Annotated in this window: 15 protein-coding genes; 7 read left to right on the forward strand and 8 right to left on the reverse strand. The window is 70.4% G+C overall.

What is annotated here, in order from left to right; genetic code table 11:
* Window positions 1–77: 77 nt before the first annotated feature.
* Window positions 78–809: a M50 family metallopeptidase gene (locus tag ASG53_RS01795; RefSeq protein ID WP_056127650.1), complete on the reverse strand. Its 732-nt coding sequence runs from the start codon at window positions 807–809 to the stop codon at window positions 78–80.
* A 334-nt stretch (window positions 810–1,143) separates the two neighbouring features.
* Here ASG53_RS01795 and ASG53_RS01800 point away from each other — a divergent pair, with 334 nt between their 5' ends.
* The 3 genes from ASG53_RS01800 to msrB all read left to right on the forward strand — a co-directional run bounded on the left by ASG53_RS01800 (window position 1,144) and on the right by msrB (window position 4,843).
* Window positions 1,144–2,637 carry a DEAD/DEAH box helicase gene (locus ASG53_RS01800; protein ID WP_056130480.1) on the forward strand — a complete coding sequence of 498 codons (1,494 nt, stop codon included), beginning with the start codon at window positions 1,144–1,146 and terminating at the stop codon, window positions 2,635–2,637.
* Window positions 2,638–3,046: 409 nt separating this feature from the next.
* Entirely contained in the window at window positions 3,047–4,315 is a 1,269-nt protein-coding gene (locus tag ASG53_RS01805; RefSeq protein ID WP_156382631.1) for a hypothetical protein, read from the forward strand.
* Between the two features lie 120 nt (window positions 4,316–4,435).
* Entirely contained in the window at window positions 4,436–4,843 is a 408-nt protein-coding gene (msrB, locus tag ASG53_RS01810; RefSeq protein WP_056127658.1) for a peptide-methionine (R)-S-oxide reductase MsrB, read from the forward strand.
* A gap of 149 nt (window positions 4,844–4,992) precedes the next feature.
* Here the strand turns inward: msrB and ASG53_RS01815 are convergent, their stop codons facing one another.
* From ASG53_RS01815 to ASG53_RS01830, 4 genes are all read right to left on the reverse strand, one after another.
* Window positions 4,993–6,252: a hypothetical protein gene (locus tag ASG53_RS01815; protein WP_056127661.1), complete on the reverse strand. Its 1,260-nt coding sequence runs from the start codon at window positions 6,250–6,252 to the stop codon at window positions 4,993–4,995.
* A complete protein-coding gene (locus tag ASG53_RS01820) occupies window positions 6,236–6,826 on the reverse strand; it encodes an RNA polymerase sigma factor (RefSeq protein ID WP_056127664.1) in 591 nt (196 codons plus the stop codon). Before ASG53_RS01820 ends, ASG53_RS01815 begins: the two co-directional genes overlap by 17 nt.
* 319 nt (window positions 6,827–7,145) lie before the next feature.
* The gene (locus ASG53_RS01825; RefSeq protein WP_056127668.1) at window positions 7,146–8,873 is read right to left on the reverse strand and encodes an MDR family MFS transporter; all 1,728 of its coding nucleotides are present in this window, start codon (window positions 8,871–8,873) and stop codon (window positions 7,146–7,148) included.
* Window positions 8,870–9,367: a MarR family winged helix-turn-helix transcriptional regulator gene (locus tag ASG53_RS01830; protein ID WP_228087026.1), complete on the reverse strand. Its 498-nt coding sequence runs from the start codon at window positions 9,365–9,367 to the stop codon at window positions 8,870–8,872. The genes ASG53_RS01825 and ASG53_RS01830 overlap by 4 nt, the downstream gene beginning before the upstream one ends.
* Window positions 9,368–9,698: 331 nt before the next feature.
* On the opposite strand from ASG53_RS01830, the gene ASG53_RS01835 reads away from it, so the two are divergent.
* Window positions 9,699–10,979 carry a hypothetical protein gene (locus tag ASG53_RS01835; protein WP_056127672.1) on the forward strand — a complete coding sequence of 427 codons (1,281 nt, stop codon included), beginning with the start codon at window positions 9,699–9,701 and terminating at the stop codon, window positions 10,977–10,979.
* 172 nt (window positions 10,980–11,151) lie between these two features.
* Here the strand turns inward: ASG53_RS01835 and ASG53_RS01840 are convergent, their stop codons facing one another.
* Window positions 11,152–12,636, reverse strand: a complete 1,485-nt coding sequence (locus ASG53_RS01840) for a sugar porter family MFS transporter (protein ID WP_056127675.1) — start codon at window positions 12,634–12,636, stop codon at window positions 11,152–11,154.
* A 281-nt stretch (window positions 12,637–12,917) separates the two neighbouring features.
* Between ASG53_RS01840 and ASG53_RS01845 the strand changes: the two genes are divergently transcribed.
* The 3 genes from ASG53_RS01845 (at window position 12,918) to ASG53_RS01855 (ending at window position 15,580) form a co-directional block, all read left to right on the forward strand.
* Window positions 12,918–13,517 carry a hypothetical protein gene (locus tag ASG53_RS01845; RefSeq protein ID WP_056130483.1) on the forward strand — a complete coding sequence of 200 codons (600 nt, stop codon included), beginning with the start codon at window positions 12,918–12,920 and terminating at the stop codon, window positions 13,515–13,517.
* Between the two features lie 432 nt (window positions 13,518–13,949).
* On the forward strand, window positions 13,950–14,570 hold the full coding sequence (locus ASG53_RS01850; protein WP_056127677.1) for a DUF47 domain-containing protein: 621 nt from the start codon (window positions 13,950–13,952) through the stop codon (window positions 14,568–14,570).
* 5 nt (window positions 14,571–14,575) lie between these two features.
* Window positions 14,576–15,580: an inorganic phosphate transporter gene (locus ASG53_RS01855; protein ID WP_056127680.1), complete on the forward strand. Its 1,005-nt coding sequence runs from the start codon at window positions 14,576–14,578 to the stop codon at window positions 15,578–15,580.
* A 324-nt stretch (window positions 15,581–15,904) separates the two neighbouring features.
* On the opposite strand, the gene ASG53_RS01860 is transcribed toward ASG53_RS01855, so the two are convergent.
* The gene (locus ASG53_RS01860; protein ID WP_082543713.1) at window positions 15,905–20,836 is read right to left on the reverse strand and encodes an ExeM/NucH family extracellular endonuclease; all 4,932 of its coding nucleotides are present in this window, start codon (window positions 20,834–20,836) and stop codon (window positions 15,905–15,907) included.
* A 295-nt stretch (window positions 20,837–21,131) separates the two neighbouring features.
* Window positions 21,132–21,752 carry an L-threonylcarbamoyladenylate synthase gene (locus ASG53_RS01865; RefSeq protein ID WP_056127688.1) on the reverse strand — a complete coding sequence of 207 codons (621 nt, stop codon included), beginning with the start codon at window positions 21,750–21,752 and terminating at the stop codon, window positions 21,132–21,134.
* Between the last annotated feature and the right edge of the window lie 16 nt (window positions 21,753–21,768).

Consider the following 21,768-nt stretch of genomic DNA (forward strand, 5'->3'; position numbering starts at 1 on the left):
GTGGCGGCGCGCATGAGCTCACGCCTGTACGGCTGTGCGGCTGCCGGCAAGCTGGGGTCGAAGATCCCGCCAGGACCTCAGAACCGGGGCAGGTCCTCGATCGACCACAGCCCGATCCACCAGGACCCGAGCACGAGTGCCCCGACCGTGACGACCAGGAACACCCCGACCCAGAACAGCCCGGGGAACGGTGTGAGCCCGGCGAGCATGTCGGCGTCGGAGGTCCGGGCCTTGCCGCGTCGCCGCGAGGCCTGGAGCTCGATGACAGGCCTGGGCGCGCCGATCAGCAAGAACCACGTGACCAGATAGGCGACGGCGGTCTGCCACTCGGTGCTCGCGAACCACGAGACGGCGACGAGCACCACGGCGCTCACCAGGATCGACAGCAGCCCGAACCAGTTGCGGATCTGCAGCAGCATGAGGGCGAGCACCACGATGAGCAGCCACAGCAGCCCGACGCCGTAGCCCTGGCGGAGCATGAAGGCAGCACCGAGACCGACGAGCCCGGGGCCGATGTACCCGGCGAGCGCCGTGAGGATCATGCCGAAGCCGCGCGGCTTGCCGTAGGAGAGGGTCAGCCCCGAGGTGTCGGAGTGCAGCCGGATCCCGCTCAGGCGGCGTCCGGTGATCAGCGCGGCGACGGCGTGAGCACCCTCGTGGGCGATGGTCACGACGTGGCGGGACACCCGCCAGGTCGGGCGGAAGCACACGACGACGAGCGCGACAGCGGCGGTGGCCCACACGACCCACTGGTCGGGAGCGGGCAGCTGCTCGGTCGCGCGGGACCAGATCTCGGAGAGGTATGACACCCGAGCATTGGACCACAGCGCACTGTGAGAGCGGCGAGTCGCTCGTCACATCACACGATCTCCAGACAGTCCACAGTCTCCCCGTGAGAGAATACGAGGAGGCAGCGCGACATCACGCGCACCGAGCGTCGAGGGAACAGCCCGACGGCGCCAAGAGATAAGGCAACCCTTGACGAACTCCCAGCGCTCCGGCGCGCCCGCATCCTCCCGCAACCGGAACCGGTCTGGCCAGTCTTCACGACCGGCCGGTGCACCGACCACCGCGGCTCCCAGCACCCCCGCTGCCCCGGCAGCCCCCGCAGCTCCGCTCGCGACGTCCTTCGACGACTTCGCGCTGCCGACGCAGCTCATCAGCTACCTCGCCGACAACGGCATCGCGGCGCCCTTCCCGATCCAGTCGGCCACCCTGGGCGACACCCTCCAGGGACGCGACGTCCTCGGCCGTGGCCGGACGGGCTCGGGCAAGACCCTCGCCTTCTCCCTCCCGACCGTCACGCGCCTCGCCGCTGACGGCGGGCGTCGCAAGCCGGCCCGCCCGCGCGGCCTCGTGCTGTGCCCGACGCGTGAGCTGGCCAACCAGATCAACGCGACCATGGAGCCGCTCGCCAAGATGCTGGGCCTCAAGACGACCACCATCTTCGGTGGCGTCGCGCAGAGCCGTCAGGTGACGGCCCTCCAGGGCGGCGTCGACATCGTCATCGCCTGCCCCGGGCGCCTCGAGGACCTCCTCGGCCAGGGCCTGCTGTCCCTCGACGACGTCGAGATCACCGTGCTCGACGAGGCCGACCACATGGCCGACCTCGGCTTCCTCCCCGGCGTCAAGCGCATCATGGACCGCACGCCCGCCAAGGGGCAGCGTCTGCTGTTCTCCGCGACGCTCGACAACGGCGTGGACCAGCTGGTCAAGCGCTACATGGATGCCCCCACGAGCCACTCGGTCGACAGCGCCGACTCGCACGTCTCGACCATGAGCCACCACATCTTCGAGGTGGCCGACGCCGCCGCGAAGCGTGACGTCATCCGCGAGCTCGCCTCGGGCGTCGACAAGCGCGTGCTCTTCACGCGCACCAAGCACCAGGCGAAGAAGCTCGCCAAGCAGCTCACGGCCGACGGCATCCCCGCGGTCGACCTGCACGGCAACCTCGGCCAGGGGGCGCGCGAGCGCAACCTCGAGGCGTTCTCGAGCGGCACCGTCAAGGTGCTCGTCGCGACCGACATCGCAGCACGTGGCATCCACGTCGACGAGGTCAGCCTCGTCGTCCACGTGGACCCGCCCGCGGAGCACAAGGCGTACACCCACCGCTCGGGCCGCACGGCCCGAGCCGGGTCGGGCGGCGACGTCGTGACGATCATGCTCCCCGAGCAGCGCGGCGACGTCCGCGACCTCACGCGCCAGGCGAAGATCAACGCCCAGCCCCGCAAGGTCGCCCCCGGCGACGCTGTCGTGACCGACCTGATCGGTGAGGTCGCCGACTACGTGACCCCCGCGCCCGTCGTCGTCCAGCAGCCGCAGCAGCGCCAGAGCGGCGGGGGCGGCCGCAGCCGTTCCGGTCGTGGCGGCGCAGCAGGTTCGGGTGCCTCGGCGTCCGGCGAGGGCCGCAGCAGCTCGCGCGGCGCTGCCGGTGGTGGCCGTGGTGCCTCGGGCGGCGCGCGCAGCGGTGGTTCCCGCGGCGTCACGACGTACTCGACCAGCACGCCGGCCGCCGGTGGCGGGTCGCAGCGTCGCTCGTCGACAGGCGGGGGCGGCCAGTCCTCCTCGGCCGACTCGGCCGGTGGCGGTCGCGCCCGCACGGGCGCGTCCCGCGGGCGCCGTCGCGCGCAGGGCTGACGAGAGCTACTCGGCCTGAGCAGTACCAGCACGAGGCCCGTCGGTGATACCGGCGGGCCTCGTTCTGTCTCTGGTTGCTCCGCCCAAGCAGCGCGGGTGGAACGCGCACCTCCGAGTACTGACTACTCAGCGACTACCCGTACCACGCCCCTTGCGCCCGGATTGTCCGGAGAGCGAGGTCGGGGCCTGCGTAGCGTCGGCGCCAACGCGACCCCGCACCAGCGACCGGCTGTCAGACCCCGGCGCCCGCCTGCCACCACAGTGCGGAGGAGGAGATCCCTCGCGCGCTGGTTCACGGAGGACAGCGATGATCGTCAGCGCCACCACACGGACACGTCGAGCAGTCGCAGCACTTGCTGCAGCCGCCGCCCTGGTGCTCGGGGCGGCGACAGGGGCGTCCGCAGCTCGCGTGACTGATGCGGCACCTCAGGTCGTGGCCGACGTGCGGGCATCGACCTACCCGTGGAGCCCGGACCCGGTGGTCGGTGAGCTCTTCGACGTGACGAGCGAGGGCTGGTCAGGTGACGTCCCCGTCGGCACCTCGACCGTCACCACCATGACCATCACCGCGAGGCAGGACCTCGTCCTGCGGCCGGGCAACTGGCACCCCGGCTACGGGGACTTCGACTTCGCGCTCTCCGGCACGTGCCCGAGGAACCTGTTCGGCAGCGCCCGCATGGCCCCGGGCGACACGTGCACGGTGACGTGGACCATCCACCCGGTCGAGCTGCGGGCCGGGTCTACGGCCTGGTTCTTCAGCGCCACCCCGGTCGACCCGGCTGGCGTGGCGACCGGGGAGAGTGTCCACGGTCGGCACGACCTCAGCTTCATGACCCATGTGTTCCTCAGCGAGAAGGTCGACTTCGGCCCTGTCGCGGTGGGGAACAGCGTGACCCGACCCGTGACGATCCGCAACGTCTCGCCAGTCGACGCTCTTCTCGTTGTCGATGCGCCGGACGCGCCCGTCGACCTGCCAGACCGTCCGGTGGACCCGGTCCTCGTGCCCGCTGGTGAGTCGTTGACCCTCGACGCCGTGTACACCCCGACCTGGGCCGACGACGAGCTCATCTCGCGCGCCTGGTTCCACACGACGCTCCCCGGGTCTGACTCGCGCATGACGGGCATCGTCCGCTTCTCGGGGTCGGGAGTCGCCCCTGTCGTCGAGCCGACGGACCCACCGGTCGACCCCACTGACCCGCCCGTCGACCCCACAGGACCCGTCAACCCGTTCGACCCCAGTTGGCCGATCGTCGAGGTGGGCCCTCTCCTCGCCCCGGGCGTCTATCCGACCGTCCCGGTGGACCCGATCGACCCCATCCTGCCGATCGTCGACGTGGGGCCTCTCCTCGCCCCGGGCCTCGACCCGACCGTCCCCATGGACCCGACCGGCTCCACAGTGCCGATCGTCGACGTGGAGGTCCCGCTCATACCGGGCCTCGACCCGTCGGGCGCCGGTCGGACCGACGCGCCCTCTGCAGCCGCGGTCTCGGCCGAGCCGACTCCTGACGTCGTGACCGTGCCTGCGGATGCCGAGGCCGGTGCCGGCGCGCTCGCGACCACGGGTGGAGGGTGGACCACGCTCGTGCTCGGTGCTCTGACCCTGCTCAGCAGCGGTCTGGTGCTGCGCACCTGGGCCCGCGCCAGGTCCGCCCGCGACGGCGCTCGCGCCGTCCTGTAGCGCAGACCCCACGGGGTCAGCTGAGGGTTCGACTGCTGGTCAGCAGTCGAACCCTCAGGTCGCGTGGGCCCGGGGAATGACGGAGGGTGAGGATCAGTTGATCCCTGCGGAGGTGGACCCATGTCCTATGAAGTGACCAAGACCGACCAGCAGTGGCGTGACGAGCTCAGCCCCGAGGAGTACCAGGTGCTGCGCCAGGCCGGTACCGAGCGCCCGGGTACAGGCGAGCTGCTGCACGAGAACCGCGAAGGTGTGTTCCGCTGTCGCGCCTGCAGCGCTGAGCTGTTCCGCTCGGACAGCAAGTTCGACGCGCACTGCGGATGGCCGAGCTTCTTCGAGCCGAAGGAGTCCGACGCCGTGGAGCTCATCGAAGACCGCACCCTCGGGATGGTCCGCACCGAGGTGCGCTGCGCCCGCTGCGGCTCGCACCTGGGGCACGTCTTCGACGACGCGCCGCAGACCCCGACGGGGGAGCGGTTCTGCATGAACTCGATCTCGCTGACCTTCGAGGACGGCAAGAGCGCCTGAGTGCAGCGCGCCCGAGCGCGACGGCGGCATGAGCACAGCGTGCGCCGCACGCGAGACCGAGCCCACCGGGCCCGAGGGGGATCTCCCTCGCGGCCCGGTGGGCTCCGTCGTGCCCGCAGGTCTGGCTCAGCAGGTCTGCACCATCTGTGTCAGTACGTCGCGAAGTACTGCGACGTGGTCGAGAAGTCGTTGATCGTCACCTCGGTCAGACCTTCCGTGTCGACCTCGAACAGCCATGAGTCGTCAGAGGTGACCGGGAACCACTCGAAGGTGGTCGAGTAGCTGGTGCCTCCTTCGACGTCCGCGAGCTGGGGCGAGATGCCCGCGTAGGGGTGCTCGTAGGTCAGGTGGCTGGTGCGCAGCGGGAGCTTGGACTCGTCGTCCACGCAGAGCTCCTGGGCGTCGCCGAGGAAGACGACGGGTTCGCGGGTGTCAGGTGCCGGGGCATCAGTGTCTTCGTACGCGAAGCAGGTGGCGGCGCGGCCGTCGATCGTCTCCGATCGCTGACTGCCCTCGACCAGCACCCAGCTGGTGCCCTCCCCGGCCACGATCTCGGTCGCGAGCCCCCGCACGCCCTCGATCCGGGCCGTGAGCACGTTGGTGGGCGGGTCCCACACCTCGTTCCCGTGCTCGTCGATGTACCCGGTGCCGGTCAGCGCCTCTGCAGGCTCGGCCGAGTAGCTCGCGGCCCAGATCCCGAGGTCGCGGTCGATGGAGTAGCTGCCCCACATCCCGTCCGGTTCGTGGAGCGTGGCGAAGGACGCAACCCACCCACCGAGGTCGACCGGGGCCGCCTGGAGGCCGTTCCCCGCGTAGCCCGCGACGACCTCACGCATGAGCGCGACGTACACCTCCTCCGAGAACGCGTACACCTCCTCCGGTGCATAGTCGTCGAGCGCGGAGGGCACGCGCCTCTCAGGCAGAACGGTGATGACGTGGGGTGACCCGCTCGGCGAGGTCACGGTGCGCTGGTACGACTCTCTGACGACCTCGCCCTCGATGATCGTCTGGTCCCGGGTCGTCATGGCCACGTTCAGCTCGTCCTGAGCGGCCAGGGCGACGAGGCTCTGCTCGAGCAGCAGCGTCGTCGAGACGATCTCGGCTTCGCCGCCGTCGGTCCCTGGTGTCGCAGGAGCGGTGGGGGAGGCGTCATCGGTCGGGCGGACCACGCCGTCGTCGGCCAGCGGTGCAGGCTCGGTGCCTCCCGGGAGCCCGACGGCGAGGGCGACGCCGAGCGCGCCGATCCCGAGCAAGGCGCCTCCACCGGCCAGGGCGCGGCGCTGCCGACGCGCGCCGTTCGGGGCAGTCGTGCCGATACTGGTGAGGAGCCGCCGCTTCACGGCGTCCAGGTCGGAGTCGTCGGCGACGGGGGTCGCCAGGTCGAGACGGGGTTCAGGCCTGCTGTCCATGGGGGATCCTCTCGTCGCGGGTCGGCTGTGAGCGTGCCGGGTCGGCTGTGCTGCGTCGCCCGGCGGTCTCGTCGGCGTCCGGGCCGATCAGGGCCGCGAGGCGCTCGCGGGCCCGCCGTGCTCGCGCCGAGGCGGTGTTGGTCGAGCAGCCGAGGGCGACCCCCAGCTCTGCGGAGGTCAAGCCCTCGGTGACGACCAGGCGCAGCACGTCCCGGTCACTCGTGGAGAGCTGCTGGAACGCCCGGTTGATCTGGTCGCCCGTGTCGACGGACGGTGCGTGGTCGGGGACGGACCGGCGCGCGTGCAGCCGGACCCTGGAGAGGAGGTCGCCCGAGCGGCGCTCGGACCGCAGCCGGTTCGCGACCGTCCGACGGGCGACGCCAAGCAGCCACGCGAGCTCGAGGTCCGGGATGTCGTCGAGCCGGCGCCAGGCGACGAGGAACACGTCGCAGACGACGTCTTCGGCGTCCTCGCGAGGCAGGCGCCGCCGCGCGTAGCGGAGCACGGCCCGTGCATGCTGATCGTAGAGGGCCTCGAGGCGGGTATGGGCCTCGGGTCGGTCGCGGGCCGTCACGGGGACAGGTCCGTGGCCGAGGAGGTGGGGAGTGCGGTCATCGGGTCGGGCGAACCCGCTCCTCTCGTCCTGAGCGGCACCTGGTGCGCCTCTCACCCCGGTCAGTGTCCGGACCCGCGCGGGTGTGACACCGACGTCCAGACTTCTCTCAGGAGCCTCTCACGAACCGGGCACGGTACGCGGTCCGTGACATGTCCCGAGAGGACGGGCGAGAGCGCTGCCGTCGACGCAGACAGGCCCGGACCGTGTCGGTCCGGGCCTGTCTGCTCGAGGTGCTGCTGTGCTGAGGAGTGAGCGTGGTCCTCTGCTGCGCGGAGCGTCAGACCTTCGGGCCTCGGCTCGCTGCGGCCTCTTCGCGGGTGGCGTCGTCAGCGCTCTCGTTCGACCGGACCTCGGCCTCCTCGGCCGTGAGGTCGTCGTCGTTGCGGACCGCACCTGCGGTGTCGGCGGCGTCGTGCCCCAGCTCTTCGAGGCGCTGCTGGACACCGGACTTGGTGCCGAGCGGGATCTCCTTGAGCAGGATCACCGCGATGAGCGCGATGAGCGCGAGCGGGGCGGCGATGAGGAAGATCTCCGCGACACCGGCGCCGTAGGCCTTCTCGACCACATCACGGACCGGGGCCGGCAGGGTGCTCACGTCGGGGATGGTCCCGCCGCTGAGCCCCCCGCCCTCGACGCCCAGGCTGCGCAGCCCGGCGGTGACGTCTGTCGTGATCCGCGACCCGAGGATCGCGCCGAGGACTGCGACACCCATCGCACCACCGAGGGTCCTGAAGAACGCGATGGTCGCTGTCCCTGTGCCCATCTCCTTGGGGGAGAGGGTGTTCTGCGCGGCGAGCACCAGGTTCTGCATGAGCATGCCCATGCCGACACCGACGACGAACAGGTAGACCCCGATGAGCGCCATGTTGGTGTGGTAGTCGATCGTGCCCATGAGGGCCAGTCCGACGGTCAGCGAGACGGCGCCGACCAGCATGAAGCGCTTGTAGCGACCGGTGCGGGTGATGAGCGTGCCGATCCCCGTCGAGGCGATGAACTGCCCGGCGATCATCGGGATGGTGAGCAGACCGGAGACCGTCGCGGACTTGCCGCGGGCCACCTGCATGTACTGGCTGAGGAACACCGAGGTGCCGAAGAGCGCGATACCCACCGCGGCGCTGCCGATCACGGCGAGGACGACGGTGCGGTTGCGGAACAGGCTGAGCGGGATGATCGGGGCCTCGACGCGGCTCTCGACCCAGACGGCGAGGACGAGCACGAGGACCGAGCCGGCGGCCATCGCGACCGACTGCCAGGAGCCCCACGCGAACTGGTCGCCCGCGAAGGTGACCCAGAGCAGCAGCCCGGAGATCCCGACGGAGAGCAGGAACGCACCCCAGTAGTCGAGGCGGACGCGGACCTTGGGCATCGGCGGGAGCTTGAGCGTGCGCTGCAGCGTGATGATCGCGGCGATCGCGAAGGGGATGCCGACGAAGAAGTTCCAGCGCCATCCGACGCTGTCCGTGAGCGCACCGCCGAGGAGCGGCCCGCCGACCATGCCGACGGCCATGATGGCGCCCATGAGGCCCATGTACTTGCCGCGCTCGCGCGGGGAGATGATGTCCGCGATGAGCACGGTCGCGAGGGCTGTGAGGCCACCGGCCCCGATGCCCTGGAAGGCGCGGAAGAGGATCAGCGTGCCCGAGCTCTGCGACGCACCGGCGAGGGCGGCCGAGATCACGGTGATGACGAGGGCGATCTGGATCAGCGTCTTGCGGTTGACCAGGTCGGCCAGCTTGCCCCAGATCGGGGTGCTGATGGTGGTGGTGAGCAGCGTCGCGGTGACCACCCAGGTGAAGGCGGTCTGCGTGCCCTTGAGGTCCGCGAGGATCACGGGCAGCGACGACGACACCACGGAGGTGGCGAGGATCGACACGAACATGCCCAGGAGGATCCCGGAGAGGGCCTCGAGCACCTGGCGGTGGGTCATCTGCTGGGGTTCGCCGGGGACGTGCTCGTCCCCGGTCGTCACCGGCGCTGAGCCGGCTGTCTCGGTGGTCTTGCTCATACGGGTTCCTTTGCGTCAAACGTCTCTTTGACCTGCAGCGAGGCAGGTAGCTCGTTGTGGTGGTCGGCGATCGTGCGGGCGAGCGCCGCCATGTGGTCCGTCGCTGCGGACAGCTCGTGGGGTTCCCAGTCGGCGAACATGTCGGTCATGAGCACGGTGATGTGCTCCTTGAGCTCGTCGACGCGTGCGTGGCCGAGGTCGGTCAGCTCGATCGAGCGCGACCTGCGGTCACCGTCGTCGACCGTGCGGCGCACGAGCCCGGCATCGACGAGGGCGCTCACCTGGCGGCTCGCGACCGAGAGGTCCACCCGCAGGTGCTGCGCTGCGCAGCCGACCGAGACAGGCTCGGCGGTCGCGTACAGGTAGCGCAGGATGCCGATGCCTGCGCGGGGCAGGTCCATCGAGCGTGCGAGGCGGGCGCCGATCTCACGCTGGGCGCGGCCGAACTCGTCGAGTGCGCGGAGCATGTCCTGCACCGCATGGCTGTCGATCATGTCGTCTCCTTGGAACTCTTCCATCCTAAGTCGTTGCTTGCAGAATGCAAGTAGTTGCTGTGTGATCCGCCGCACCGCCCGCGGGCCTCCCCGAGACGGTCGTGCCGCGGCAAGGTGCTCTCTCGCCGCGCGTGGCGGCGAGGGCTGCGGTATCTTTCGCACAACCCGCTGACCTGCGAGGACAGGCGGGTGAAGGTGAGAATCCACCCGCCCTCCCGCCGCCTCGGACCTCATGCCGGCCGGAGCGCTGTCGATAGGTCGCCGATGCACACCACAGCCGCAGGAGCGCGCGGACGACGACCTCGGCCCGCGCGCAGCTCAGGAGAGACACATGGCACGGATCGAACGACGGACGGTGCTCCAGTTCGCAGCGCTCGCAGCAGCCACGCCCTGGGTCGTCAACGTGCTCAGGACTGAGTCGGCGGCCGCCGGCAACCCCGAGGTCGCCGCGCCCTCCCCGGGGGTCGACGCGGCCTTCGCCTTCCTCGACGGCCTCGTGCCGCTCGCCCCGCCCGTGCTCCCCGGCGCGCCTGCACCTGTCGCCAGCCGAGCGCTGCCCCGCAGCTATTCGCGCGGTTACCTCGAGTCCATCGGCTTCGACGTCGCGTTCTCCTACGACTGCGCGCTCGTCGTCCTGGCCTACCTGGCCCGCGGGACGGCCGACGACGTCCAGCGCGCCACGACCATCGGCGACGTCCTCGTCTCGCTCCAGGAGAGCGACCCCGAGCTCGCCGGGCGGATCCGCAACTCCTACATCGCGAGCGTGTCGGTCGACGACGCGGGCCGACCGCAGATCGCCTCGCACGCCGCCACGACGGGCAACCAGGCCTGGGTCGGCATCGCGCTGCTCGCCCTGCACGCGACCGTCGACGACGACAGGTTCCTGGTCGCCGCCCTGACGCTCGCCCGGGCCGTCGTCGCGACGTCCTTCGACGACCGCGGTCTGCCGGCCTTCTCGGGCGGGCGCGGCGAAGACGGACGCGTGCTGTCCTGGCGCTCGACCGAGCACAACACCGACTGCTACGCCTTCTTCAGCGCTCTCGCCCGCGTCACCGCGGACCAGGAGTGGGCCGACCGTGCCGCCGACGCGCGGACCTTCGTCGAGTCGCTCTGGCGCCCTGAGGAGGGCTACTTCCTCGTCGGGACGATCGACGACGGGGTGACCCCGAACGTGCACCCGATCGCCGAGGACGCGCAGACCTGGACGTACCTCGCGCTGCGCGACCCGGCCTATGCGGGGTCCCTCGACTGGGCGGCCGAGCACCTGGCCGCGCACGACGGCGACGTCCACGGCGTGACCGTGTGCCACGTCGCGAGCACCGACAAGGTGTGGCTCGAGGGCACGGCGCACCTCGCTGCGGCCCTCACTGTCCGTGCGACCGAGACGGGCGACGCCTCCGGCGACCTCGCCCGGGCGGCGGCGCTCCTCGACTCGGTGTGGGTCGCGCAGGCCTCGTCACCGCACGCGGACGGGCTCGGCATCCCCTCGGCGTCCTCGGACGACCTCGACTCGGGCTTCGGCGACCTCGTCTACGCCTCGCTGCACACGGGCTCGACCGCCTGGGCGATCCTCGCGGCCCTCGGCGCGAACCCGCTCGCGGTCGTCCGTTAGACAGAGGCTGTACACAGCACAGCACAGCACAGCACAGCGGCCCGCTCCTCTCGCGAGGAACCGGGCCGCTGTGCTGGGCGAAGACGCGCTGTGTGAAGACGCGCTGTGTGAAGACGCGCTGTGTGCAGACCTGGTCTGCTGCGCGCGGGCGTGCCGAGCGCGGTGGTGGTCGTCAGACCTTGACGTCGTCTTCCATGTCCTCGAGGTCGCGGTTGCGGGTCTCCTTGACCTTGGCCAGGACGAACACGAAGGACAGCAGCGCGAAGGTGCCGTACATGCCGTAGGTGAAGGGCAGACCGAGGTTCTCCGACAGCGGCGGGAAGCTGACGGTGATCGCGAAGTTCGCGATCCACTGCGCCGCTGCGGCGATCGCGAGGGCCGAGGCGCGGATGCGGTTGGGGAACATCTCGCCGAGCAGGACCCACACGACGGGACCCCACGAGGCACCGAAGGAGACCACGAAGACGTTCGCCGCGATGAGCGCGATGGTGCCCCAGGAACCGGCGAGCGTGACGTCGTCGCCCGAGCCGCTCGACTGGGTGAAGGCGATGGCCATCATCACGAGCGAGACCGTCATGCCGGCCGAGCCGGCGAGGAGCAGCGGCTTGCGGCCGATCTTGTCGACCAGCGCGATCGCGATGAAGGTCACGACCACGTTCGTCACGGCGGTGATCGTCGAGACCGTGAAGGACTGGGAGTCGTCGAAGCCGACCGAGCGCCACAGCGTCGTGGAGTAGTAGAAGATCACGTTGATGCCGACGAGCTGCTGGAACACCGACAGCAGGATGCCGACCCAGACGATGGGCAGCAGGCCGAAGCGCGGACCCTTGAGCGACGCCTGCTTCTCGAGCTTCGCGTCGCGCACGACCGACGCCTCGATGGCGTCGACCTTGGCGTCGAGGTCGACAGGGCCGAGGACCGAGCGCAGCACGGCGCGGGCCTCGTCGATCTTGCCCTTGCCGATGAGGTAGCGGGGCGACTCGGGGACCGTGAGCGCGACCCAGGCGTAGACGGCTGCCGGCACGATCGCGATGAGGAACATCCAGCGCCACGCGTCGAGGCCGAAGAGGCTCGCACCGAGGGCGATCGGGTCGCCGTCGCCGACGGGGCCGGCGGTCTCGGCGAAGAGCTGGTCGGAGAGCAGCGCCGCGAAGATGCCGATGGTGATGGCGAGCTGCTGGAGCGAGGCCAGGCGGCCGCGGATCGCCGTCGGGGAGATCTCGGCGATGTACGCCGGGGTCACGACCGAGGCGATGCCGATGCCGATGCCACCGACCACCCGCCAGAGGATGAGGTCCCACACGGCGAAGGCAAAACCACAGCCGACGGCGGAGACGAGGAACATGATCGCGCCGACGAGCATGACCCGCGGACGCCCCCAGCGGTCCGCGAGACGCCCGGCGTACCAGGCTCCGAGCGCGCACCCGAGGAGTGCGACGGCGACGGAGAACCCGACGAGCGTCGAGCTCAGCTCGAAGTCCTTCTCGATCGCGTCGACGGCCCCGTTGATGACGGAGCTGTCGAAGCCGAAGAGGAACCCTCCGACCGCGGCGGACACCGCGAGGGTGATCGCCTTGCGGTGCGCGGCTCTGGTCTCCGGGCTGTCGGGAGCGACCTCGCTCCCGCCTGCCTGCTCTTTCCCTGACGACGTGGTCATCGCTGCCTCCGCTGGTTCGTGGTCGCGGCGGCCGGCGGCGCTCGCGTCGCGGCCACAGGACCTCCGGGTCTTCTTCACTGTAACGACGGGAGACGATATCGGCGCGAGCAGAGAATCATGGGGTCGGCGAGGTGAGTCGATCGTCACGTCGAGCCCGGTGGCGACCGACCGCCTGTGGTGCTGGCGCGCGGTTGGCGAGCGGCCCGCAGGAGGACCAGACTGATCCGATGACCGACTCGACCCGACCGACCGGCGGGCGCCCGCAGCCACGGCGCCCCGCGATGCTCGACCCACGCGCCGCCGAGGAGATCCCCGGGTCGGTCGACCCCACGGTCCGGGGTGAGATCGCCCACACCACGGCGGCCGCGATCGTGCACCAGGCGCGGGCCAAGGAAGACCCGGAGGTCGTCGCGCGTCTCGTGCGCCTGGTCGAGGACGAAGGGCTCGACGTCGTCGCGGCACTGTGGGCGGACAGCCCCGCGGACACGCTCCCCGGCGCGCTCTGGCGTCTCTACGTCCTGCGCGAGTGGGTCCGTCGCGACCCCTCGACCGTCGCGGAGCGATACAGGCTGGGCGTCGACGCGGCGCCGGTCCACGAGGTCGTCGCGGGCGTCGTGAGCCCACCCGGACCCGACGACGTGCGGACCGCCGCCGACGCCGTGCTGTCGGGCGTCTTCACCGGGGACCTGGCCGTCGCCCTCGAGCGAGCCGCGGCGTTCTGCCGGATCTTGGCGGTCGGCGCGGCCTTCGACGCCGACGCTGTCGACCGCGTCGACAGCGACCGGGGCACCCGCCTGACCCGTGGTGCGGCGTCGCTGACGCGCACCGCAGAAGAGCTCGAGCAGGCCGCGACGATGTGGCGGGCCGACCGACTCGAATGATCGCTCGAGGGCGCGTAGGCTTGTTCTCGACGCCGGGCCACTGTGGCCCCGGGCTCCAACACAAGCCGCTACGAGCGGCCTTCGCGCCGTCAGGCGCTACGTGGTCCGGCGTCCTCGAAGCTCTCATCGCAGTCCCCACCCCACCCACGGCACGGTCATGACGGCCCTCCGAGCAACGGCGCTCGTCGGCTCCCGAGGCCCAGGCCCACGGGGTGGCCGCTGGCCCTGGCCCACGAAGAAGTGGGACCTTCGTCTCATCAGGTCAGACGGTGACCTGTGCGTTCACCGTGAGTATGGTCGTGTGACACCCTCGGAGTTGTGAGTTCACCAAACTGCTGCCCTACGCTGGGGACGATCAGTCGATCTCACCAAGTTGCTGCACTGTCGTCACTCACTGTCAGTTAACGTCGCTTCCCCCCAACGGAGCCTGCTGTGCGCCTGCGCCTCACCCCGCGCGATACCTCGTTCTTCGATCTCCTCGCCGACTCTGCGAGCCACCTCGTCACCGGCGCGAACCTGCTGAGCGAGCTGCTCGGGGCAGACCGGCCGGGCCGCAAGGTGATCGCCAAGAAGCTGTCCGACGTCGAGCACGCCGCGGACGACGCGACGCACTCGATCATGCGTCGGCTCAACTCGACCTTCGTGACGCCCTTCGACAGGGACGACATCTCGGGGCTCGCGTCGGCGCTCGACGACTGCATGGACTACATGGAGGAGGCCGGCGACCTCATCGTGCTCTACAAGCTCGACGAGCTCCCCGCCCGTGTCTCCGACCAGATCCAGGTGCTCCAGCGCTGCGCCGAGCTGACCGCCGACGCCATGCCGCACCTGCGCTCGATGGGTGACCTCACGGACTACTGGGTCGAGGTCAACAGCCTCGAGAACCAGGCGGACAAGATCCACCGCAAGCTCCTCGCGCAGATGTTCGACGAGATCGCCGACCCCATCCAGCTGATGAAGCTCAAAGAGGTCGTCGAGACCCTCGAGGCCGCAGCCGATGCGTTCGAGACCGTGGCGAACATGGTCGAGACCATCGCCCTCAAGGAGTCCTGACTCCGGTGGAGGTCGCGCTCGTAGTTGTCGTCGTCGCGCTCGCTCTCAGCTTCGACTACACCAATGGATTCCACGATGCGGCCAACGCGATCGCGACCTCGGTCTCGACCCGCGCGCTGACCCCTCGTGCCGCGCTCATCATGGCCGCGGTGATGAACTTCGCCGGTGCGCTGCTCGGCACCGAGGTGGCCGAGACGATCGCGAAGTCGATCGTCAACCTCGACGGGGCGGCTGACCATACGGCGCTCGTCGTCATCCTCTGCGCCCTGGTCGGCGCGATCACCTGGAACCTCATCACCTGGTGGTTCGGTCTCCCGTCGTCGTCGACCCACGCGCTCATCGGCGGACTCGTCGGAGCAGGTCTCGCGGGTGGGCTCGGCATCTACGGCAGCGCGATCGTCGACAAGGTCGTCCTGCCGATGATCTTCTCGCCGCTCATCGGCTTCGGCCTCGCGTTCTTCGTGATGGTCGCCGTGCTGTGGCTCTTCCGCCGCGCCTCGCCGAGCAAGACGAACCGTCGGTTCCGCATCGCGCAGACGGCCTCGGCCGCGGCGATGGCCCTCGGCCACGGTCTCCAGGACGCGCAGAAGACCATGGGTGTCATCTACATGGCTCTGCTGACCGTCGGCTTCGCGAGCGCGGAGGACGGCATCCCGCTGTGGGTCAAGCTGGCCGCCGCCGCTGCGATCTCCCTCGGCACGTACTCCGGCGGCTGGCGCATCATGCGCACCCTCGGTCGCAAGATCATCGAGCTGGACCCCGCCCGCGGCTTCGTCGCCGAGTCGGTCTCGGCCGTGGTGCTCTACGTCAACGCCTTCGTGCTGCACGCGCCCGTGTCCACGACCCACACGATCACCTCGGCGATCATGGGTGTCGGCGCGACCAAGCGTCTCTCCGCCGTCCGCTGGGGGGTCGCCAAGAACATCGGCATCGCCTGGGTCCTCACGATCCCCGCAGCCGCGCTCGTGGCCGCGATCATGTACTGGATCCTGCACCCGATCCTCGGCTGACCAGCACCGCCCGGCAAGACCCCAGCACCGCACGACGCCCGCCAGGCAGACCTGGCGGGCGTCGTGCGTCTGCGACGTCTCCGGGGAGGAGCGTGAGCGGGACGTCTGCCCGGCCGGGACTGATGCCTGGAGACCACGACCGTGCGACGTGATGCGGTCCGGTACCGGGTGGACACCACGAGCGGGCCCTCGACCCAGGCCTGGACCGACGCTGAGGTCTCAGACGCAGACGGGGCCCGCCGCTGTGTGCGACGGGCCCCGATCCTGCTGTGGTGCTGTGGTGCTGTGGTGCTGTGGTGCTGTGGTGCTGTGGTGCTGTGCGGCTCAGGCCGTGCGGCGCCTGCGGACCAGGAGGACCGCGCCGCCGGCGAGAGCGAGGGCTGCCACGAGCAGCAGACCTGCGACGTCACCACCGGTGAGGGCCAGGCCGGCGCCCGGGGTGGTCGACCCGGGACCGCCGGCGCCAGGAGCACCCGCTCCAGGTGTACCCGCCCCGGGTGTGCCGTCTGCCGCGAGGACCGTGAGCGCAGCGCTCACGTCGATGCCCTCTCCGAGCACCCGGACCGTGTGCTCGCCGAGAGGAGTCTCGGCCGGGATGGTCACCGTGAGCGTGCCCGCGCCGTCGGCGTCGAGCGCTAGGGTGCCGAGCAGGACGGGCTCAGAGTTGAGCCAGACCTCGGTCGAGGCGCCAGGCGTCCCGCCGGTGACCGTGGCGGAGACCGAACCGCCCGCGACGACCTCGGAGGCCGAGAGCGTCAAGGTCGGGGTCTCGGGGTCGGTCGGCGGGGTGGTCGGCGGCGTGGTCGGCGGGGTGACCCCACCGGTCACCTCGGCCGGGAGGACGACCGTCGTGCCGCTCGGGGCCGCCGTCAGGGTGAGCAGCTGCGCGCCGTTCGTGGCGTCGGCCGGGACCGACACCTCGACCGTCGTGCTGCCGTCGGTGAAGGTGCTGGACCCGACAGCAGTGCCGTCGAGGTCCGCGGCCACCGTCGTGTTGACCGGGGATCCGAGGCTGTGCAGGTCCGCACGGCTGAGCGTGACCGAGGTGGTCGTGCCGGCCACGAGCGGCAGGCTCGCGCCGGCCTCGAGCTCGACACCGGTGACCTGGACGCCTGTGCGGGCGTAGCTCGGCGCGACGGGCGAGGAGTCCTCGAGGTACTGGACCCAGCCCTCCCAGTCGAGCAGGCCCGTGTTGATCGTCGCGGACGCCTCGGAGAAGACCCTGAAGTTGTCTCCGCCGGCGGCGAGGAACGAGAAGGTCCCGATGCGGTAGTCCGCAGCGAGGTCGATCGGCTCGCCGTCGATCGTCACCGAGCTGATCTTCCCGACGGTGCGGGTCGCGTCGGCCGGGTCGGGCACGGACTCGTACGTGTAGGTGACGTTGTCCGACAGCCCGAGCTGGAGGTACGGGCGTGAGGGGACAGACCCGTCGGCACCGCGCTGCCACTGCTGCTCGAGCATCGTGACGACCTGCTCGCCGGTGAGGGTGACGATCGTCAGGTCGTTCGAGTAGGGGAGCACCGCGAGGGCCTCGGCGAAGGTGACGACGCCGTCGGCGCCGTACAGGAGGTCGGCGCGCAGACCACCGGGGTTGACGACCCCGAAGTCGGGCGCCGCCGGGAGCGTGGACAGGCTGTCCCGCAGGGCGTTGCCGACCACGGTGCCCATCGTCGACGCCTCGGAGCGGTCACCGCTGGTACCGCCCGTGTAGACGCCGTCGACGACGGTGCCGCCCGAGAAGGCCGTGGTGACGTCGGCGGACACCGACCCGACAGGCTCGGAGCCGATCTTGTCGGCGTAGGCGACGGCCTCGTCGACGATCGTCTTGACCTCGGCGACCCTGGGGAACGTCGCGACGAGCTGGTCCTCAGCTGTCGTCGTGCGAGGCACGTTGACAGCGTCGGACGCGATGACGTCGCCCGTGGCGAGGTCGACGTCGAGGGTGACCTTGCCGAGGAACTCTCCGTACGAGCCGGTCTGGAGGACCGGTCGGGTCGAGCCGTCGGTCGCGCCCGGGACCGGTGCCTGCCACGCGTACTGCTTGTGGGTGTGGCCCGTGAAGATCACGTCCACGTCGGGGGACGTGGTCGTGACGATGTCGGCGAAGGCCCCGCCGTGGGCGACCTCCTCCTCGAGGGTCGAGCCGTCGGGGATCCCCGCGCCTGCCCCCTCGTGGAACTCGGCCACGATGATGTCGGCCTCACCGTTGAGCGGGTCGCCGTCCGTCAGCTGGGCTGTCACCCGGTTGACGGCCTCGACCGGGTCGCCGAACTCGAGGCCGGCGATCCCCGTGGGAGTGACGAGCGCAGGTGTCTCCTCCGTGACGACACCGATGACGGCGACCTGCAGACCGTCGACCTCGACGATCTCGTACTCGTCGAGCGCCGGGGTGGTCGTGCCCTTGGTGTAGACGTTCGCACCGAGGTAGGGCGCGTCGAGCGCGTCAGACACGCGGCCGGTGAGGTCGTCGAAGCCCTTGTCGAACTCGTGGTTGCCGACCGCGCTCGCCGCGAGGCCGAGCGTGTTGAGCACGTCGATGGTCGGCTGGTCCTTCTGGATGCCGGAGGTGAAGAGCGAGGCTCCGATGTTGTCTCCCGCGGAGAGGAACAGGGTGTTGTCCTCGCCCGCCAGCGCGCGCTGCTCTTCGACGGTCCCCGCGAAGGCGACGGTCGCGCCGTTGCTCGTCGGGCCGATGCGCCCGTGGAAGTCGTTGATGTTGAGCAGCGTGAGCGTCGTGGTGTCGGCCGCGGCGGCCTCGGCGGTCAGGCCGACGATCACGGGGTCGTGGTCGGAGGACCTGTAGGCGTCTGCCGTGTAGAAGTCGCCTGCGGTGGCGTTGACGCGGGAGTACTCGAGCGCGATGGACTCGGGGGCGTTGATGTCCCAGACGTCAGAGCCCGTGAAGCGCTCGGCGGCCGAGGCGTTGAGGAGCACGTGGTCGAGGGAGCCGTTGAGCCCCTGGAAGGAGTACGTGAACTCGCCGCGGCCCTCGAGGCGGGTCGCGTCCTGGTACCCGGCTCCGTAGAGGTGCTGGAGCGGGTCTTCGAAGGTGTAGGCGTTGAAGTCCCCGACGAGGAGGACGTCCTCGACGGGGGTGCCCACCTCGGTCGAGACTGCGGGGAGCGCGGTCTCGTCGATCCAGGTGGAGAGTGCCTTCGCCTGCTCGGTGCGGGCTGCGTTCCAGGCGCCCTGACCCAGGTCCTTCTCGGCGCCCGAGGCGCTGCCGGCCGACTTGGACTTGAAGTGGTTGGCGACGACGAAGAACGGCTCGCCGCCCGCGGCGGGCTCGAAGGCCTGACCGATGGGCTCACGGGCGTTGTCGAAGGTCTGACCGGCACCGCTGAGGGTGCCGAGGGCGTGGGAGCTGCCGACGGGGTTCACGGCTGCGGGCTGGTAGATGATCGCCGTCGAGATGACGTCCTGGTCGCTCGTGGCGGGCAGGTCGGCGGGGGAGGCGACGTAGGCCCAGCGGTCTTCGCCGGCCTTCGTGTTGAGCGCGGCGACCAGGGTCTTGAGCGCCTCGTCGGCGGTCTCGCCGAGAGCTGCCGAGTTCTCGATCTCCATGAGGCCGACGACGTCGGCGTCGAGGGAGGTGATCGCCTCGACGATCTTCGCCTGCTGGCGCTCGAGGTTCTCGGCGTCCCACGCACCGCGCGGGCCGTTGCCCGGGCAGGTGTCTGTCGTGACGGGGTTGCCCTCACGGTCCTTGTACGACGTGCACCCGGTGACCGAGGCACCCGTCGTGGTGAAGTAGTTGAGCACGTTGAAGGACGCGACGGTCACGTCGGCGGCACCGACGGCTGCGGTGTCGGGGGCTGCCGGGCGGGCGCCGGAGAAGGACACGGGGTACGCAGCGGTGTCGGCCGGGGTGACCTGGCTGGTGGGGTTGAGCTTCCAGGTGTTGTTCCTGAAGTCGACGACCACGGGGTCGGTGAACTCGACCGACGTGCCGACACGGACTGCGCCGTCAGCCGTGACGTACGGCGGGACGCTCGCGTTGTTCGGCGCGGTGAGGTAGTTCCACGACGCACCGTCGTCGAGCACGACACCACGGGCAGCGTTGTCGGCGACGACGGCCTGCTGCTCAGGTGTCCCGAAGGCGGCGATGTCCGTCGGCTGGCGCAGAGGTGTGTCGCCCGTCGCCAGGCCGACCTCTCCGTACTGGTGCGTGGAGTAGGAGTTGGTGACCGTGAAGTCGCCCTGCGGGAGGACGAGCACCGACTCGAGGGCCTCGCGGCCGGCCTCGGTCGCGGGCCACGCGCAGGACGCTGCGACGGGCGCGGCTCCGGTCGCGGTGCCGGGGACGACAGTCGGCGTGGCGATCTGGGTGAGCCCGTTGAACTCACCGGCGACCCCGGTGACCTCGACGTAGTCGCCCACGGCGACCGTCGGCGCTGCGCCTGTGTAGACGAAGACGGCCGGGGAGGCCGTGCCCTCGGCCGGGCAGCTGGCTCCGGTGTCGGACTCCTGGATGACGAAGCCGTTGTAGCCGCCGGTCGGGTAGGCCGCGGTGACCCAGCCCGTCGTGGTGACGGTCTGGTCGGCGACGGGAGTCGTGGCGCCGGTGCCCTGGATCTCCGAGATGCGCAGCGTCCCGGCGTCGACCGGGGGCTCGGGCTCGGGGAGCGTCTCGCCGGCTGCGTTGGTGGGGGTCGGGGCGCCCGCGGTGAAGTCGGCCGCGTTGTCGGCGGTGTGCGTCGAGCGTGCGACCGAGGTCGAGTTGCTGCCGGCCGGGGCCGGGGCGGTCCCGGCGAAGGTCGCGGCGGTGCCGAAGCCGACGAGGTCGACGACGGCAGGGTCGGCCGCGCAGGCCGTGGCCGCGCAGGCGAGGGGATCGGTCGTCGAGACGAGCGCGAAGGTCCCTGAGGTACCGCTGGCGTTGATGCCTCCGGTCGCGTCGGGGGTCGGCAGCGCCGCAGCCGCGCCGGTGCCTGCCGCGAGCTGGAGGAGGTAGGTGCCCTTGGCGGGGATCGTCCCCGTGAGCGGGGCTGGCGGGACGGCGTTCTCGAAGCCCCGACCTGCTGAGGTGTACTGGACGGACCAGCCGTCGAGGGAGACGGCGGTGTCTCCAGGGTTGTAGAGCTCGACGAAGTCGTTCTTCAGCGGGGCGCCGTTGTTGCCGCCCCCGCCGTAGACCTCGTTGATGATGACCGAGGCGGAGATGTCCACGGCTGCTTGGCTGGGTGTCGCCAGCAGCGGCGTGGTACCGAGGGCGACGGCGAGTGCCGCACCCCCGGCCAGGTGTCGTGATCGCATGTGGAGCCGTTCTCTTCGCGGGACCTGGATGGTGCGTCTATGCGACCAGACCGCGAACACCGGATCGTGACCATGAGGTTTCTTCCGGGTGAACTCCGGGGGGTGCGGCCGCAGGTCCGGCTCTACGGCGAGATGACGCCGTCCTGGACGCGCGTCCGGACCAGAGTTCACCCTCTCAGGTGTTTCTCAGTTCCGGAAGATGGTGCTTTCGAGGAAGGTATGTTACTGACCGGTACGAGCTGCCCGAGGGTGGGCGCTGCCCCGGCGCCCGACCGTGGCGAGGTCGGGACGCCCTCTACTCGAAGCGGCTCGGGTCTCCGAGGCCGACGCGGACGACCTCGGGGGCGCCGCTCGACCAGTCGACGACGGTCGTCGGCTCGGTCCCGCAGTCGCCCCCGTCGACGACGACGTCGACCACGTGCTCGAGCTCTTCCTTGATCTGCCAGCCGTCTGTCGGCTGGGTCTCGCTGTCGGGGAGGATCAGCGTGCTCGACAGCAGCGGGGCACCGAGGGCGCGCACGAGCGCGAGCGCGACAGGGTGGTCGGGGATCCGCACACCCACGGTCTTCTTCTTCTCGTGCGCGAACCTGCGCGGGACCTCTTTGGTGGCCGGCAGGATGAAGGTGTAGGCCCCGGGGGTCGACGCCTTGATCGCCCGGAAGGCTGAGTTGTCGAGCCGCACGAACTGCCCGAGCTGCGCGAAGTCCGCGCACACCAGCGTGAAGTGGTGCTTGTCGTTCAGGTGCCGGATCCGCCGGATCCTGTCCGCCCCCGTGTGGCTGTCGAGGGAGCACCCGAAGGCGTAGGACGAGTCTGTCGGGTAGGCGATGAGCGCGTCGTCGCGCAGCATCTCGGTCACCTGCGCGACGAGGCGCGGCTGGGGGTCCTGCGGATGGATGTCGACGTAGCGAGCCATGAGTCGACGATAGGCC

The organism is Sanguibacter sp. Leaf3, assembly GCF_001425965.1.
GTDB classification, from domain to species: domain Bacteria; phylum Actinomycetota; class Actinomycetes; order Actinomycetales; family Cellulomonadaceae; genus Sanguibacter; species Sanguibacter inulinus.

What these genes read in the sequence shown, in the direction of transcription:
- ASG53_RS01865 (WP_056127688.1), bottom strand. Translation starts at nt 21,752, where the DNA reads ATGGCTCGCTACGTCGACATCCATCCGCAGGACCCCCAGCCGCGCCTC.
- ASG53_RS01815 (WP_056127661.1), bottom strand. Translation starts at nt 6,252, where the DNA reads ATGGACAGCAGGCCTGAACCCCGTCTCGACCTGGCGACCCCCGTCGCC.
- ASG53_RS01840 (WP_056127675.1), bottom strand. Translation starts at nt 12,636, where the DNA reads ATGACCACGTCGTCAGGGAAAGAGCAGGCAGGCGGGAGCGAGGTCGCT.
- ASG53_RS01860 (WP_082543713.1), bottom strand. Translation starts at nt 20,836, where the DNA reads ATGCGATCACGACACCTGGCCGGGGGTGCGGCACTCGCCGTCGCCCTC.
- ASG53_RS01825 (WP_056127668.1), bottom strand. Translation starts at nt 8,873, where the DNA reads ATGAGCAAGACCACCGAGACAGCCGGCTCAGCGCCGGTGACGACCGGG.
- ASG53_RS01830 (WP_228087026.1), bottom strand. Translation starts at nt 9,367, where the DNA reads ATGATCGACAGCCATGCGGTGCAGGACATGCTCCGCGCACTCGACGAG.
- msrB (WP_056127658.1), top strand. Translation starts at nt 4,436, where the DNA reads ATGTCCTATGAAGTGACCAAGACCGACCAGCAGTGGCGTGACGAGCTC.
- ASG53_RS01845 (WP_056130483.1), top strand. Translation starts at nt 12,918, where the DNA reads ATGCTCGACCCACGCGCCGCCGAGGAGATCCCCGGGTCGGTCGACCCC.
- ASG53_RS01835 (WP_056127672.1), top strand. Translation starts at nt 9,699, where the DNA reads ATGGCACGGATCGAACGACGGACGGTGCTCCAGTTCGCAGCGCTCGCA.